This is a genomic window from Actinoplanes cyaneus, from assembly GCF_016862095.1.
Classification (GTDB): Bacteria; Actinomycetota; Actinomycetes; order Mycobacteriales; family Micromonosporaceae; genus Actinoplanes; species Actinoplanes cyaneus.
The window spans coordinates 63794-78634 of the sequence record NZ_BOMH01000049.1 but is presented as its reverse complement, the minus strand read 5'-3'; the positions used below and the strand labels follow the sequence as shown (position 1 = coordinate 78634).

Sequence of the window (14841 nt, the reverse complement as noted above, 5' to 3'; positions counted from 1 at the left end):
TGGCCCGCGAGGTCGGTTCGGAGGGCAAGCTCGGCGGCCAGGCCCAGGTCAAAGGCGTTTCCGGTACGTGGCGTGACCTCACCGACAACGTCAACTACATGGCGTCGAACCTGACGAGCCAGGTCCGCAACATCGCCTCGGTCACCACCGCCGTGGCCAAGGGCGACTTGGGCCAGAAGATCACGGTCGACGCCCGTGGCGAGATCCTCGAGCTGAAGTCCACTGTCAACACCATGGTCGACCAGCTGTCGTCGTTCGCCGACGAGGTGACCCGGGTGGCCCGCGAGGTGGGCACCGAGGGCAAGCTCGGCGGGCAGGCGCAGGTGCGCGGGGTGGCCGGCACGTGGCGGGACCTGACCGACAACGTCAACTCGATGGCGTCCAACCTGACGAGCCAGGTGCGCAACATCGCCCAGGTCTCCACGGCGGTGGCCAAGGGTGACCTGTCGCAGAAGATCACCGTCGACGCCCAGGGCGAGATCCTGGAGCTGAAGAACACCGTGAACACGATGGTGGATCAGTTGTCGTCGTTCGCCGACGAGGTCACGCGGGTGGCCCGCGAGGTCGGTTCGGAGGGCAAGCTCGGCGGGCAGGCCCAGGTGCGCGGGGTGGCCGGCACGTGGCGCGACCTGACCGACAACGTCAACTACATGGCGTCCAACCTGACCGCCCAGGTCCGCAACATCGCCTCGGTCACCACGGCGGTGGCGAAGGGCGATCTGGGGCAGAAGATCACGGTCGACGCCCGCGGCGAGATCCTCGAGCTGAAGAACACCGTGAACACGATGGTGGATCAGTTGTCGTCGTTCGCCGACGAGGTGACCCGAGTGGCCCGCGAGGTCGGCTCCGAGGGCAAGCTCGGCGGACAAGCCCAGGTCAAGGGCGTTTCCGGTACGTGGCGCGACCTCACCGACAACGTCAACCAGCTCGCCTCCACGCTGACCATCCAGCTCCGCGCGATCGCCGAGGTCTCCACCGCCGTGACCCGCGGCGACCTGACCCAGAGCGTGGCTGTTGAGGCCCAGGGCGAGGTCGCCGAGCTGAAGGACAACATCAACCAGATGATCGTGACGCTCCGCGACACCACCAAGACGAACGCGGAGCAGGGCTGGCTGGACTCGAACCTGGCCCGCATCGGTGGCCTGCTGCAGGGCCAGCGGGACGTCGGCGAGGTCTGCCGCATGATCATGACCGAGGTGACGCCCCTGGTGGACGCGCAACTCGGAGCGTTCTTCCTGGTCGACAACGAGGAAGCGGTGATGCGGCTGCGTCTGGCCGCGGCGTACGGGTATGTGGCCCGCGACCACGAGGTCACCTTCGGGCCGGGCGAGGGCCTGGTCGGCCAGGCCGCGGTGTCGCGCCGCACGATCCGGGTGCGGGCCGCCCACGACGGCATCCTGACCATGCGTTCCGCGCTGCTCACCATGCCGCCGAACGACCTGGTCGTGCTCCCGGTGCTGTTCGAGGGGGAGATGCTCGGAGTCATCGAGTTCGCCTCGGTGGCCGCCTTCTCGGGGCTGCACCTGACCTTCCTGGAGCGCCTGGTCGCGACGATCGGCGTGGCTCTCAACACCATTCAGGCCAACCGGCGTACGGAGGAATTGCTCGCGCAGTCCCAGCGACTGGCGAGGGAGATGCAGGACCAGTCGGCGGAACTGCAGCGGACGAATGCCGAGCTGGAGGACAAGGCCAAGCTGCTGAGCGAGCAGAAGGCCAACATCGAGCTGAAGAACCGGGAGATCGAGCTCGCCCGCCTCGGCCTGGAGGAGAAGGCGCAGCAGCTGTCGCGGGCGAACACGTACAAGTCCGAGTTCCTCGCCAACATGAGCCACGAGCTGCGGACCCCGCTGAACTCGCTGCTCCTGCTGGCCCGGCTGCTGGCCGACAACACCGACCGGAACCTGACCGAGAAGCAGATCGAGTTCGCCCGGACCATCCACAGTGCCGGCTCGGACCTGCTGTCGCTGATCGACGACATCCTGGACCTGTCGAAGATCGAGGCCGGCCGGATGGACGTCGAGCCGGACGTGGTCGACTTCGACGGCATCCGCAGTTACGTCGAGCAGGCGTTCGCGCCGCAGGCCGAGGACAAGGGGCTGCGGTTCGAGGTCGAGCTGGCCTCCGGCCTGCCGGACTCGATCGTCACCGACCCGCAGCGACTCCAGCAGATCCTGCGCAACCTGCTCTCCAACGCGGTCAAGTTCACCGACAACGGCTCGGTGACGCTGAGCATCTTCACGGCCACCAGGGAGAGCGATCTCGACGTGCCGTCGGTGGCCGGGTCGCAGCAGATGGTCGCGTTCGCGGTCCGGGACACCGGCATCGGCATCTCCGACGAGAAGCTGGCGATCATCTTCGAGCCGTTCCAGCAGGCCGACGGCACCACGACCCGGAAGTACGGCGGCACCGGCCTGGGTCTGTCGATCAGCCGCGAGTTCGCGGCCCTGTTGGGCGGCACCATCGCGGTTCGCTCGAATCCCGGCGAGGGCTCGACGTTCACGCTCTACATGCCGGAGGCGCTGACCGCCGACGCGATCCCGATGCCGGCTCTGCCCGCGACGCAGGCCAAGGCGATCTCGGTCCGGCCGGTGGCGTCCCTCGACATGCCGCTGATCGAGCGTCCGCGCCCCGAGGAGCCGGCGCCCGTGCACCCGGCCGGGCGGCAGCTGGACGGCGCCACCGTGCTGATCGTCGACGACGACGTGCGCAACGTGTTCGCCCTGACCAGCGCCCTGGAGATGCACGGGCTGAACGTCCTCTACTCGGACAACGGGGTGGACGGCGTGCGCATCCTGAACGAGCATCCAGAGGTGGACATCGTGTTGATGGACGCGATGATGCCGGACCAGGACGGGTATGAGACCACCCGTGGAATCCGCCGCAATCAGCGTTTCCGGGACCTACCGGTAGTGTTCCTGACGGCGAAGGCGATGCCCGGTGACCGGGAGTCGGCTCTCGCCGCCGGCGCGAGCGACTACATCACCAAGCCGGTCGATCTGGATGAGCTGATCGAGTTGATGGCGCGCTGGGTGAACGCGGAGGCCACGGAACCGGAACACGGCTGAGAACGTCTGGCTGACGGGACGTCGCGGGGGAAGGAACGAGGTGAGTACGCGTGGGTGAGCGCGCCAAGGCATTGCTGGTCGACGACCGGAAGGACAACCTGCTGGCTCTGGAGGCGATTCTGCAGGGTCTTCCGGTGACCGCGGTCGCCGTCGAGAGCGGTGAGGCCGCGCTCAAACAGCTGCTCACCGACGACTTCGCGGTGATCCTGCTGGATGCGCACATGCCCAACATGGACGGTTTCGAGACGGCCAGCCACATCAAGCGGCGGGAACGGACCAGGCATGTGCCGATCCTGTTCCTGACCGCTGCCGACCGGGACGCCCAGCTCGCCCTGCGGGGTTATGCCGTGGGTGCCGTGGATTACCTGACGAAGCCGTTCGATCCGTGGGTGCTGCGGGCCAAGGTCTCCATCTTCGTCGAGCTGTGGGCGAAGAATCAGCAGCTCAAGGCGCAGTCGGAGGCGACCCGTGAGCGGGACGCGCAGTGGACGCGGCTGACCGAGACGGTCGACGAGGCGGCTCGGGTGCTGCGCGCCGGTGGCGAGGACGCGGCCGCCGAGGCGCTGGCCCTGCTCGAGAAAGCGCGCTGGGGAAGCTGACGTCCGGCACGACCAGACCCCGCATGTGACCTGAGTCACCCTGGGCAACGAAGTTGATCGTCCGCACCACAAGCGGTCGAAGCCTCTTCCCCCAGGAGCTAGGAGCAACATGCGGCACGCACACCCCGACGACGCCATGGCCGCGAGCCGTCGTCGCCGCCGGATGATCACGGGCCTCGGCGCGGCGGGAGCCGCCGGTGCGGTCACCGCGCTCGTGGCGGTCCTCGTCCCCAACGCCTCGGCCAGCAGCACGACGTTCAGCGACGACTTCGAGAACGGCACGAGCGCCTGGTCGAAGTCCGGCGGCACCTGGTCGGTCGTGACCGACGGCTCGAAGGTGTACTCGCAGTCCAAGGCGGACAGCGAGCTCTCCCGGGTCTTCGCCGGTGACACCTCGTGGGGCGACTACTCGGTGCAGGCCAAGGTCAAGGGCGTCACCTTCGGCAGCGGCGGCCTGGCCGGCGTCGCGGCCCGGGCCGGCAGCTCGTCGACCATGTACCGGCTGGCGCTGCTCGGCACCGGCAAGGCCGAGCTGCAGGCGGTCAAGGGCAGCACCGTGTCGGTGCTCGCCTCGGCGCCGGTGAGCGGCACGACCACCTGGCACACGCTCCGGATCGACGCGTCGGGAAGCACGATCAAGGGCTTCCTGGACGGTACGGCGATCGGCAGCGGGACCGGCACCCTGCCCGGGACCGGGCGGATCGGCCTGGTCACCGCCAAGGCGTCGGCCGAGTTCGACGACGTCGCCGTCACCCCGGTGACCGCCACGACCGCGACCGCTTCCCCGAGCGCCACCAGCACCGCGACCGCCGCACCCAGCGCCACCAAGACGGCGACCGCGACGCCGACCAAGACCGCCACGGCCACCCCGACCAAGACGGCGACCGCGACCCCGACCAAGACGGCGACCGCGACCACCCCCGTGTCGGCCAGCTGGCCGACGGCGACCGGTTCCAAGCCCGTGACCAGCACCATCAAGGTCTCCGGCAGCCTGGACGGCGGCAACGCCCGGTACTTCGGCAGCGGCGACCTGGGCACTGCCTCGCAGGACGAGGACCAGGGCCCGCTCTTCGAGCTCGCCGACGGCGCCACCCTGTCGAACGTCATCCTCGGCGACCCGGCCGCGGACGGCGTGCACTGCCTGGGCTCCTGCACCCTGACCAACGTCTGGTGGGAGAACGTCGGTGAGGACGCCGCGACGTTCAAGGGCGGCACCTCGGCCGTCTACACCGTGAACGGCGGCGGGGCCAAGGGCGCCGACGACAAGGTCTTCCAGCACAACGGCGGCGGCACGCTGACCATCAAGAACTTCCAGGTCAGCGACTACGGCAAGCTGTACCGCTCGTGCGGCAACTGCAAGACCCAGTTCAAGCGCTCGGTCGTGCTGCAGAACGTGACCGCCACCGGCAAGGGCAAGGCGCTGGTCGGCATCAACACCAACTTCGGCGACACCGCCAAGCTGTCCGGCATCACCGTGGTCGGCGCACCGAGCCTGAAGATCTGCGACAAGTTCAAGGGCAACAACACCGGCGCGGAGCCGACCGAGCTCGGATCCGGCGCGGACGGCGTGAACTGCATCTACTCGGATTCCGACATCACCTTCAAGTGACGGTCACGAGCTGAAGTCCCCGAAGGGTCCCGATGCGCGACGCCGCGTTCCACGCGTACTTCGAGAGTCACTACGACTCGTTGTCGCGGCTCGCGTACCTGATGATCGGGGACGCGTCGGCCGCCGACGATCTGGCGGCCGACGCGATGACCGAGGTCTGGCGGCACTGGGAGCGGGTGCAGGCCGCGGACGACCCCGCGGCGTACGGGCACGGGATCGTGATGAATCTCGCCCGGAACTGGATCCGCAAGCGCAGCCGGGAACGCCTGTTCTCGCTCGAGGTCCTGAAGCGGGCACCGGAGTCGGACGTCCCGGCGGTCCTGGACGTGCGCCGGGCTTTGGCCAAGCTGCCACATCGGCGGCGGGCCTGCGTGGTGCTGCGGTACGCGTTCGACATGTCCGAGCGTGAGGTCGCCACGACCCTCGGAATCTCCGAGGGTGCGGTGAAGAGCGCGACCTCGCGCGGAGCGAAACAACTGGCCGAGATGCTCGGCGGCAGTCTGGCCCGGATCAACGGATGGGAGGCGGCGGCGTGATGCTCACCGACGACGAGCTGCGCGCGGTGCTGCGCGCCGAGGCGGCGGCACACCAGCCGGACCGTGCCGTGATCCTGAACCGGGTCACTCAGACAGCGATGCGGAACGAGGCGGCGCGGCGACGCGCGCCCCGGGTCCGGATCGCCGGAGCGGCGGCGGCCGTGGCCGCCGTCATCGGGGGCGGCGGCTTCGCCCAGTGGGCGCTGGCCGGCGGAACGGGATCCAGCCGGCCGGAGCCGCCGCCCCCACCCTCCACCACCACCGTCACCACCCCGGCCACCCCGCCGGTCACGACGGGCGCCTCGCCGAAGCCCAGCCGCACCAGCCCGTCGCAACAGCCGCACCGGTCCCCGTCGGCGCCGCCGTCCTCGGCACCGGCCGCCACCTCGCCGCTCTGGGCCGACGGGTCGGTCGACGTCGGCGGGAAGACGCAGGCCAGCAGCGTGGTGACGATCAGGACGAGCGAGTCGCTGACCGCGCTGGACGTGACGATCCGGCTGGCGAGGACGGCCGAGCTGGTCTCCCGCGGCGGCAGCCAGCAGGTGCCCGGCGCGAGCGTGAACAGCAGCGTCGCCGAGGAGGCGGGTGCGCTGGTCTACCACTTCACGCTGTCGTCGGGGGACACGATCGCGCCGGGGACGTACACGTTCTTCGCTCGGTACACCTACGCGCAGGGTGGCCGGGATGCCGGCGCCGACAGCTATGCCGCGACCGCGACCAGCGGGTCCGGTGCCGCGCTGAAGGCCAGCGGCGCCTTCGGCTGAACATCTCGTCGCCTGTGGACAGGTTGTCCACAGGCGACGTGACGGCCGGGCCGGTGCTCGGGCCGGTGTGGCAGCATCGCGGTATGCCCGACCTGACGCTGCGAGAGATGACCGCGCACGAGTTCGACCAGTGGCACGACGCTGAGGTGCGTGGTTACGCGGATGCCCAGGTCAGTGCCGGGGTGTGGGGTTCCGACGAGGCGCTGCGGCGCTCCGCCGAGCTGCACGAGAAGCTGCTGCCGGCCGGCCTGGAGACCCCGGGGATGATCTTCCTGCAGGGGCTGCGCCCGGACGGTGCGGTGATCGGCACGCTGTGGATCGCTCTCGAGCATCCGCGAGGCGCTGCGGACTGCGCTTTCCTGTTCGACATCGAGGTCGTGGAGGAACATCGCTCCGCCGGTTATGGCCGCGCCCTGCTCGCCGCCGCCGAGAACGTCGTGCGCGAGCGTGGGTTCAGCGCGCTGGAGCTCAACGTCCACGGTGACAACACCCACGCCATGAGGCTTTACGCGTCGTCCGGTTACCGGGTGATCACCCAGCAGATGCGCAAGGGCCTCGGGTCAGGGGGTGGTGATCATCAGCGCTGACCGCAGCCCGGTGATGTCCAGCACCCTCATCAGGAAGTCACCGACGTTGGCCAGCGCCAGCACGGTCTGGTTGTGCTGCGCCTTGCGACTGAGCACGACCAGAGTGCCCAGGCCCTGGGAGTCGCAGAACGTGACACCGGCCATGTCGAGCACGATGCGATTGGGCGGCTCGGCCGCGAGGACCTCGTTGACGAGGGTGGACAGCTCGGTGACCGTGAGCACGTCGATCTCCCCGGCGAGCAGCATGGTGACCTCGTCCGGGGAGGTCTGAACCGTGATGGACAGCTCGGCTCGCTCCACGCGGCCAGCCTATCCTCTTGAGGGCGAATCGGCCCGTCCGGCGCGGTCGAACCGGGCCGATCCGGACATCATCCGGTGATGTGAACAACCCTCTCAACATAGGCGACCGTGCCCGCTGACAGAATGGGAACCGCTGTGACCACGACATATCCCACCGCGGATCTTCCGTACCCGGAGGATGCCCCGGTCTCCCAGGCCCTGTTCGACCGCGCCCAGGCCATCATCCCGGGCGGGGTGAATTCACCTGTGCGTGCGTTCCGCGCGGTCGGCGGCGTTCCCCGCTTCATGGCCCAGGGCAGCGGCGCCTGGATGACCGACGTCGACGGCCGGCGGTATGTGGACCTGGTCTGCTCGTGGGGCCCGCTGATCCACGGTCACGCCCACCCGGAGATCGTCGCCGCGGTGCAGGCCGCGGCCGCGCTCGGCACCAGCTTCGGCACGCCCACCGCGGGCGAGGTCGACCTGGCCGAGGAGATCGTCCGGCGCACCTCCGTCGACGAGGTGCGGCTGGTCAACTCCGGCACCGAGGCGACCATGACCGCGATCCGGCTGGCCCGCGGCTACACCGGCCGGTCGAAAGTGGTGAAGTTCGCCGGGTGCTATCACGGCCACGTGGACGCGCTGCTCGCCGCGGCCGGCTCCGGCGTCGCCACGCTCGGCCTGCCCGACTCGCCGGGCGTCACCGGCGCGGCGGCCTCCGAGACGATCGTCCTGCCGTACAACGACATCGACGCGGTGACCGAGGCCTTCGCGCAGAACGGCGCGGAGATCGCCGCGATCATCACCGAGGCGGCCCCGGGCAACATGGGCGTGGTGGCCCCGCGTGACGGCTTCAACCAGAAGCTGGCCGAGATCGCCCACGCGAACGGCGCGCTGCTGATCGTGGACGAGGTGATGACCGGCTTCCGGGTCTCCGCCGGTGGCTGGGCCGGGCTGCACCCGGTCGACGCGGACCTGTTCACCTTCGGCAAGGTGATGGGCGGCGGCCTGCCCGCGGCGGCGTTCGGCGGCCGGCGGGAGATCATGTCCCGCCTCGCCCCGGCCGGCCCGGTCTACCAGGCCGGCACGCTCTCCGGGAACCCGCTGGCGTGCGCCGCCGGCCTGGCCTCGCTGCGGCTCGCCGACGCCGACGTCTACAAGCGTCTCGACGAACTGGCCGGCACGATCGGCTCGCTGGCCACGGCCGCGCTGAGCGCCGCGGGGGTCGCGCACCACGTGTCGTACGCGGGGAACATGTTCTCGATCTTCTTCACCGAGACCCCGGTCGTCGATTACGAGTCGGCGAAGACCCAGGACGCGGCGGCGTTCAAGGCGTTCTTCCACACCATGCTGGCGCGCGGGGTCTACCTGCCGCCGAGCGCGTTCGAGTCGTGGTTCGTCTCGACCGCGATCGACGACACGGCGCTGGAGCAGATCGCTTCCGCGCTGCCACACGCGGCGCGAGCCGCTGCAGGGAGTCAGGCATGACCGACTGCACCGAGCGGCAGCCACCCGCAGCGGATCAGCCGGCCTCGCAGGCGAGGGCCACGAGGGCATGCCCAGGAGGCGCAGCGTGACCGAGTTGACGAAGACGACGGTGCATGTGTTCCGGCACGGTGAGGTCTTCAACCCGACCAAGATCCTGTACGGGCGCCTGCCCGACTTCCACCTCTCCGAGCTCGGCCACCAGATGGCGAAAGCCGCAGCCCAGGCCCTCTCCGGGCGGGACGTGACGCACGTCGTGGCCAGCCCGCTGGAGCGCGCGCAGGAGACCGCCGCGCCGATCGCCGCCGAGTTCAAGCTGGACATCGCGAGCGACGTGCGGCTGATCGAGAGCGCGAACTTCTTCGAGGGCAAGAAGGTGTCGGTCGGCGACGGCGCGTTCAGCAACCCGCGGAACTGGTGGGTGCTGCGCGACCCGATCACCCCGTCCTGGGGCGAGGCGTACATCGCGATCGCGCAGCGCATGTTCGAGGCGGTGCAGGCCGCCCGGGTCGCCGCCGAGGGCCACGAGGCGGTCTGCGTCTCCCACCAGCTGCCGATCTGGACACTCCGGAGATACGTCGAGGGCAAGCGCCTGTGGCACGATCCGCGTAAGCGGCAGTGCGGGCTGGCCAGCCTGACCTCGTTCCGCTTCGAGGGGTCCAAGGTGGTCGGCATCGACTACACCGAGCCGGCCGCGCATCTGGTCGCACTCTCCGCCACCGCCAAGACCGCCAAGGGAGCCTGACCGTGCGCCGTCTCGTCGCTGTCGCCCTCGCCTCGGTCGCTGCCGCCGGCGCCCTGGCCGGCTGCGGCGGCGGCAACAACTGGGCGAAGAACTGCACCACCACGAACGGCGTGGTGGAGTGCGACGTGGCGGACCGTCCGCAGGTCGGCGCGGTCACCGGCGACCTGCTGCAGGGCGGGACCTATGACGTGGCCAACGACCGCGGCAAGGTCGTCGTCGTCAACTTCTGGGGCTCCTGGTGCGCTCCGTGCCGTGCCGAGGCCGCCGACCTGGAGAAGACGTACCAGGCGACGAAGTCGAAGAACGTGACGTTCCTCGGCATCAACTCGCGCGACGACAAGGACTCGGCGAAGGCGTTCGAGAGGGGCCGGGTCACGTACCCGAGCATCTACGACTACGACGGCGACGTGGCGCTGAAGTTCGACGTGACCCAGACCAGCACTCCGGCCACCCTGATCCTGGACCGCCAGGGCCGGATCGCTGTCGCACTGCGGCGCTCGACCACCGTGGCGGAGCTGCAACCCCTGGTGGAACGGGTGGCGGCGGAGGCGAACGGCTGATGGGCACCGCCTTCCGCGACGCCGCGCTCAGCGCCCCGCTGCTGCTGGCGGTCGGCGCGGCCCTGATCGCCGGCCTGGTCAGCATCCTCTCGCCGTGCGTGCTGCCGCTGGTCCCGGGCTACATCGCGTACGTGACCGGCCTGGCCGGCTCGGATCTGGAAGCGGTGGTCGGCACCTCCACGGAGCCGACCAGGTCGCGGACGGCGCTGAAGAGCCGCGTCCTGGCCGGCAGCCTGCTCTTCGTGCTCGGCTTCTCGGTGGTCTTCTCGCTGGTGGTCACGCTGGTGGCCAACGTCGCGTTCACCCTGCAGACCAACCGGGACACGCTCAACCTGATCCTCGGCGTGCTGATCATCCTGCTCGGCGTGATCTACCTGGGCTGGATCCCGGGGCTCCAGCGGGAGGCCCGGATCAGCAAACTGCCGGCGGCCGGCCTGCTCGGCGCCCCGGTGTTCGGCGCGATCTTCGCGGTCTCCTGGCTGCCCTGCACCGGCCCGACCCTGGGCGCGGTGATCGGCCTGGCCACCACGACCGGCAGCACCGACCGCGCGGTGATCCTGGCGCTCGCCTTCAGCCTCGGGCTGGGCGTGCCGTTCATCCTGTTCGGTCTCTTCTTCCGCAAGTTGATCGGCGTCTTCAAGGCGATCCGGCGCAACAGCCGCTGGGTCACCCGGGTCGGCGGCGTGCTGCTGATCGCGGTCGGTGTCACCCTGGTCAGCGGCCAGTGGCTGGTCTTCCTGACCTGGCTGCAGACCGCGTTTCCCTTCTTCGGCGACGGGACGCTGCTGTGACGATCCTCGACGAACGTCCGGAGACCGCCGAGGTGCCGCCGCCGCGCCGGGTGAACCCGTTGTGGGCGCTGCTGCGTAACTCATGGCGGCAGCTGACCAGCATGCGCACCGCGCTGGTCCTGCTCTTCCTGCTGGCCGTCGCCGCGATCCCGGGCTCCTACTTCCCGCAGACCTCGGTGAACCGTGAGAAGGTCTCGCAGTACTACACCGCGCATCCGCAGCTGGCGCCGTGGGTGGACAGGCTGGGCGGCTTCGACGTCTTCGCCTCGGCCTGGTTCGCGGCCATCTACCTGCTGCTGTTCACCTCGCTGATCGGCTGTGTGCTGCCCCGGCTGCGGGACCACGCCCGTGCGCTGCGGAGCGTGCCGCCGGAGGCGCCGAAGCGGCTGGAGCGACTCCCGCAGCACGCCCCGGCCCGGCCCGGCCCGCAGCCCCCGGCCGAGGTCGCGAACGGCCTGGCCCGCACGCTGCGCGGCAAGCTGTTCCGGACCCGGGTGCGCGAGCTGCCGGGCGGGCGGTTCTCGGTCGCGGCGGAGAAGGGCTACCTCAAGGAGACCGGTAACCTCCTCTTCCACTTCGCCCTGCTGGCGGTGCTGATCGGGGTCGGTTTCGGGCACTGGTACGGCTGGCACGGCAACCGGATCCTGGTCGCCGGCGAGGATCAGGGCTTCTGCAACTCGATCACGCAGTACGACGACTCCGCGCTCGGCCCGCGCGTGACCGCCGCCGACCTGCCGAAGTTCTGCCTGCGGATGACCGACTTCGAGGCCACCTACCAGAGCACTGGCCAGCCCAAGTCGTTCCTGGCGAACGTCGAGGTCAAGGAAGGGTCGGGGGAGTACCGGAAGGCGAACTTCACGGTCAACGACCCGCTGCGGCTGCACCACGCCAACGTGCACCTGATCGGCCAGGGCTACGCGCTGGAACTGCGCTACACCGATCGCTACGGCGCCTCGCAGACCAAGGTCGTCCCGTTCCTGCCCACCGACGGCATGCAGACCAGCGAGGGCGTCGCCCAGTTCCCGGACGTCAACATCGACCCGAACACCAACCAGCGCGACGACCGGCTGCAGGTCGGCTTCGAGGGCGTCTACCTGCCGACGGGTGGCGACGACGGCAGCGCCGTCTCGAAGTTCCCGGCCGAGAACAACCCGATGCTGTACCTGGCCGCCTACCGCGGGAACCTGGGTCTGGACGTCGGCAAGGCCGGTTCGGTGTACGCGCTGAACCGTGGCCAGATCAGCAACGGCGAGCTGAAGAAGATCAGCGGCGATCGCCCGCAGGCGCTGAAGCCAGGCCAGTCGTGGACCCTGGACGACGGCACGAAGCTGGAGTTCGTCGGCACCCGCAAGTACGCGACGCTGTCCATCCGATACGACCCCACGCAATCGTTGATGCTGGTCGGCGCGGTGCTCGGGCTGATCGGCCTGATGCTCTCGCTCTTCGGACACCGCCGCCGCATCTGGTTCGTGGTGTCCCCAGCCAACGATCAGGAAGCCGGCGGTAGCGTGGTCGAAGCCGGTGGTCTGCCCCGCACCGACTATCCAGGTTTCGCGGCCGAGTTCGCCGCGCTGACCGGGCACGCCGAGGAAGGAAAGCCCTGATGGCGGAGTTGTCCAACCAGCTCATGGCGCTGACCGTGCTGGCCTATCTGGCCGCGATGGTCTGCTACGCGGGTGAGTACGCGTTCGGCAAGCGCAGCCACGTCGGCCGTGCGGCCGCCCGCCAGCTGGTCGGTGCGGGCGCGCCCGTCGACGAGCAGGTCCCGGTCGTCGCCGCCGGAGAGAAGATCGGTCGCGGCGAGTGGTCCGGCCGCATCGCCGCGGTGCTCAACGTCATCGCCCTGGCCCTGCACTTCGGCACGCTCGTCACGCGGGGAATCGCGGCCGACCGCATGCCGTGGGGCAACATGTACGAGTACATCCTCTCCGCCACCTTCGTCGGGTCGGCGGTCTGGGTGGGCGTGCTGCTGCGCCGCCCGATCCTGCGGCACCTCGGCCTCTTCTCGTCGCTCGCCCTGGTGGTGCTGCTCGGCGCCGCGGCGCTCGTCGCGTACACCCCGGTCGGCCCGCTCGTCCCGGCCCTCCACTCGTACTGGTTCATCGTCCACGTCTCGACAGTGATCATCTCGTCCGGCATCTTCCTGATCGGTGCGGTGCCGGCGCTGATGTTCCTGATCAAGAACGGTTACGACGAGGGCAGGCGCACCTTCCCGTACACACTGGGCAAGCGCGTCCCCACCCCGGCCGTGGTGCTGGAGCGGCTGACGTTCCGCCTGCACGCCTTCGCGTTCCCGCTGTTCACGTTCGGCGCGCTGATCGCCGGGCCGCTGTGGGCCGAGGCGTCCTGGGGCCGTTACTGGGGCTGGGACCCGAAGGAGGTCTGGGCGTTCATCTCCTGGATCGTCTACGCCGCCTACCTGCACGCCCGCGCTACGCCGAGCGTCAAGCGCACCGTCGCAACGTGGATCGCCCTGCTCGGCTTCGTGACGATGCTGATGAACCTCTTCGGCGTCAACCTCTTCTTCGAAGGCCTCCACAGCTACGCCAACGCCGGCTGACGACCTCCCCGACCCGACCCGACCCGGTCCGGCTCGCGCCGCGGCTCGCCCTCCCGGCTGGCGCTCATGGTCGTCATTCCTGCCTCATGACAACCGTGAGCACCAGCCGATAACCGCGAGCCCCGGCTCCCTCCGGCACGCGGCGCGGGTCGGGCCAGTAGTTGGTGCTCACGGTTGTTCCGGTGACCGGAATGGAACCCTGAGCGCCAGCCGGGCTCGTGGCGCGCGCTGCGGCCCGGGCCAGGGCGTGGCCCGGCGGGAACGACGGCGCGCGCTGCGGCCCGGGCCAGGGCCGTGGCCCGGCGGGACGACCGAGGGCGGTCAGGTGGGGCAGTTGCCGGCGTTCCAGGTGTCGAAGCGGGTGACCCAGTCGAGGCAGTACCCGCCGCTGCGCTGCTGCTGGCCGGGCGCGACCCCGGTCAGCGTGCTCACGTCCTCCCGCCAGAAGCGGGACGCCCCACCCGCCGCCGGCCGCAGCTGGACGTTGTCGACCTTCACCGGCGGCACGTCGATCCGTCCCGGTCTCTTCGCGTCGGCGTGCACCTCGACGTACTGCTCGACGAACGCGCTGCCCCCGATCGGCAGCTTCTGCGCGGTGAGCAGATTCCACCGGTTGCTCCACCACAGCCACGCCTGCCACATCCCGCCCGAGTCGGTGTGCAGGTCCAGCCAGACGGTGTCACCGGCCTTGATCGGGTACTGGTCGTAGAACTGCCACGCCTTGGTGTTCGTGTTGTAGGTGTAGACGTGGGGCTGCCCGGGCGAACGCCAGCCGGTCTCCGCCCATCCGGCCTCCAGCCAGGCGATGTTCCCCTTGCCCAGGTCGCGCTTGACCATGAACCGGCCGGCGACGAAGTCGTACGTTCCGGCTCGCACGGTGCCGTCCACCACGCCGAACCGCCCGGACACCCCACTCCATTCGGCGGCCGTGCCCGCCCCCAGGTGGTGATAGCCGCTGGGGGTGAACCCGGGTGACTTCGACGTCCGTACCGCCGACTCGGTGGGAGCAACCCGGCAGGCACCCGGCGCCGATGCGGAGGCCGGCGCCGGAGGTGGCCGGTCCGAGGCCGGACCGGGGGCGCAGATCGGCAGCCGGGCGGGCCGCGCGGAGTCGGCGGGGGCGGTGACGGCCAGCGCTGCCAACAGGCCACCCAGCGCGAAGCACCGGGCCGTCCTGTGGAAAGTCACGATCCCTCAACGCGAATCACAGATCACGAGTGACGGCCCCGGCACGCTTGCACGCCGGCGCGGTGCCAGACTG

General features: G+C 69.9%; 14 protein-coding genes. 12 read left to right on the top strand and 2 right to left on the bottom strand.

Annotated features, from left to right (window positions below; translation table 11 throughout):
• The 6 genes from Acy02nite_RS32135 to Acy02nite_RS32110 form a co-directional block, all read left to right on the top strand.
• Positions 1-3065, top strand: a 3065-nt coding sequence (locus tag Acy02nite_RS32135; protein WP_203748822.1) for a HAMP domain-containing protein, incomplete at its 5' end; no start/stop codon positions are given.
• Positions 3066-3115: 50 nt separating this feature from the next.
• Positions 3116-3664 (top strand): response regulator, encoded by a 549-nt coding sequence (locus Acy02nite_RS32130; RefSeq protein ID WP_203748819.1) that lies wholly within the window; start codon positions 3116-3118, stop codon positions 3662-3664.
• A gap of 109 nt (positions 3665-3773) precedes the next feature.
• Positions 3774-5273, top strand: a complete 1500-nt coding sequence (locus Acy02nite_RS32125; protein ID WP_203748816.1) for a pectate lyase — start codon at positions 3774-3776, stop codon at positions 5271-5273.
• A gap of 32 nt (positions 5274-5305) precedes the next feature.
• The gene (locus Acy02nite_RS32120) at positions 5306-5809 is read left to right on the top strand and encodes a SigE family RNA polymerase sigma factor (RefSeq protein WP_203748814.1); all 504 of its coding nucleotides are present in this window, start codon (positions 5306-5308) and stop codon (positions 5807-5809) included.
• Positions 5806-6573 (top strand): hypothetical protein, encoded by a 768-nt coding sequence (locus Acy02nite_RS32115; RefSeq protein ID WP_203748810.1) that lies wholly within the window; start codon positions 5806-5808, stop codon positions 6571-6573. Before Acy02nite_RS32120 ends, Acy02nite_RS32115 begins: the two co-directional genes overlap by 4 nt.
• Positions 6574-6656: 83 nt before the next feature.
• Complete coding sequence (locus Acy02nite_RS32110; protein WP_203748807.1) at positions 6657-7160, top strand: GNAT family N-acetyltransferase; 504 nt, start codon at positions 6657-6659, stop codon at positions 7158-7160.
• Here Acy02nite_RS32110 and Acy02nite_RS32105 read toward each other — a convergent pair.
• On the bottom strand, positions 7134-7460 hold the full coding sequence (locus Acy02nite_RS32105) for an STAS domain-containing protein (RefSeq protein WP_203748804.1): 327 nt from the start codon (positions 7458-7460) through the stop codon (positions 7134-7136). The two genes, Acy02nite_RS32110 and Acy02nite_RS32105, sit on opposite strands and share 27 nt — an antisense overlap.
• 123 nt (positions 7461-7583) lie before the next feature.
• On the opposite strand from Acy02nite_RS32105, the gene hemL reads away from it, so the two are divergent.
• The 6 genes from hemL (at position 7584) to ccsB (ending at position 13580) form a co-directional block, all read left to right on the top strand.
• Positions 7584-8927, top strand: coding sequence for a glutamate-1-semialdehyde 2,1-aminomutase (hemL, locus tag Acy02nite_RS32100; protein ID WP_203748801.1), 1344 nt, complete (start codon positions 7584-7586; stop codon positions 8925-8927).
• A gap of 94 nt (positions 8928-9021) precedes the next feature.
• Positions 9022-9669 carry a histidine phosphatase family protein gene (locus tag Acy02nite_RS32095; RefSeq protein WP_438820871.1) on the top strand — a complete coding sequence of 216 codons (648 nt, stop codon included), beginning with the start codon at positions 9022-9024 and terminating at the stop codon, positions 9667-9669.
• Positions 9666-10229 carry a TlpA family protein disulfide reductase gene (locus tag Acy02nite_RS32090; protein ID WP_203748853.1) on the top strand — a complete coding sequence of 188 codons (564 nt, stop codon included), beginning with the start codon at positions 9666-9668 and terminating at the stop codon, positions 10227-10229. Before Acy02nite_RS32095 ends, Acy02nite_RS32090 begins: the two co-directional genes overlap by 4 nt.
• Complete coding sequence (locus tag Acy02nite_RS32085) at positions 10229-11020, top strand: cytochrome c biogenesis CcdA family protein (protein WP_203748795.1); 792 nt, start codon at positions 10229-10231, stop codon at positions 11018-11020. Before Acy02nite_RS32090 ends, Acy02nite_RS32085 begins: the two co-directional genes overlap by 1 nt.
• Positions 11017-12624 (top strand): cytochrome c biogenesis protein ResB, encoded by a 1608-nt coding sequence (gene resB, locus Acy02nite_RS32080; RefSeq protein ID WP_203748792.1) that lies wholly within the window; start codon positions 11017-11019, stop codon positions 12622-12624. The genes Acy02nite_RS32085 and resB overlap by 4 nt, the downstream gene beginning before the upstream one ends.
• On the top strand, positions 12624-13580 hold the full coding sequence (gene ccsB / locus Acy02nite_RS32075; RefSeq protein ID WP_203748789.1) for a c-type cytochrome biogenesis protein CcsB: 957 nt from the start codon (positions 12624-12626) through the stop codon (positions 13578-13580). Before resB ends, ccsB begins: the two co-directional genes overlap by 1 nt.
• 321 nt (positions 13581-13901) lie before the next feature.
• Here the strand turns inward: ccsB and Acy02nite_RS32070 are convergent, their stop codons facing one another.
• Positions 13902-14768, bottom strand: coding sequence for a hypothetical protein (locus Acy02nite_RS32070; protein WP_239175406.1), 867 nt, complete (start codon positions 14766-14768; stop codon positions 13902-13904).
• Between the last annotated feature and the right edge of the window lie 73 nt (positions 14769-14841).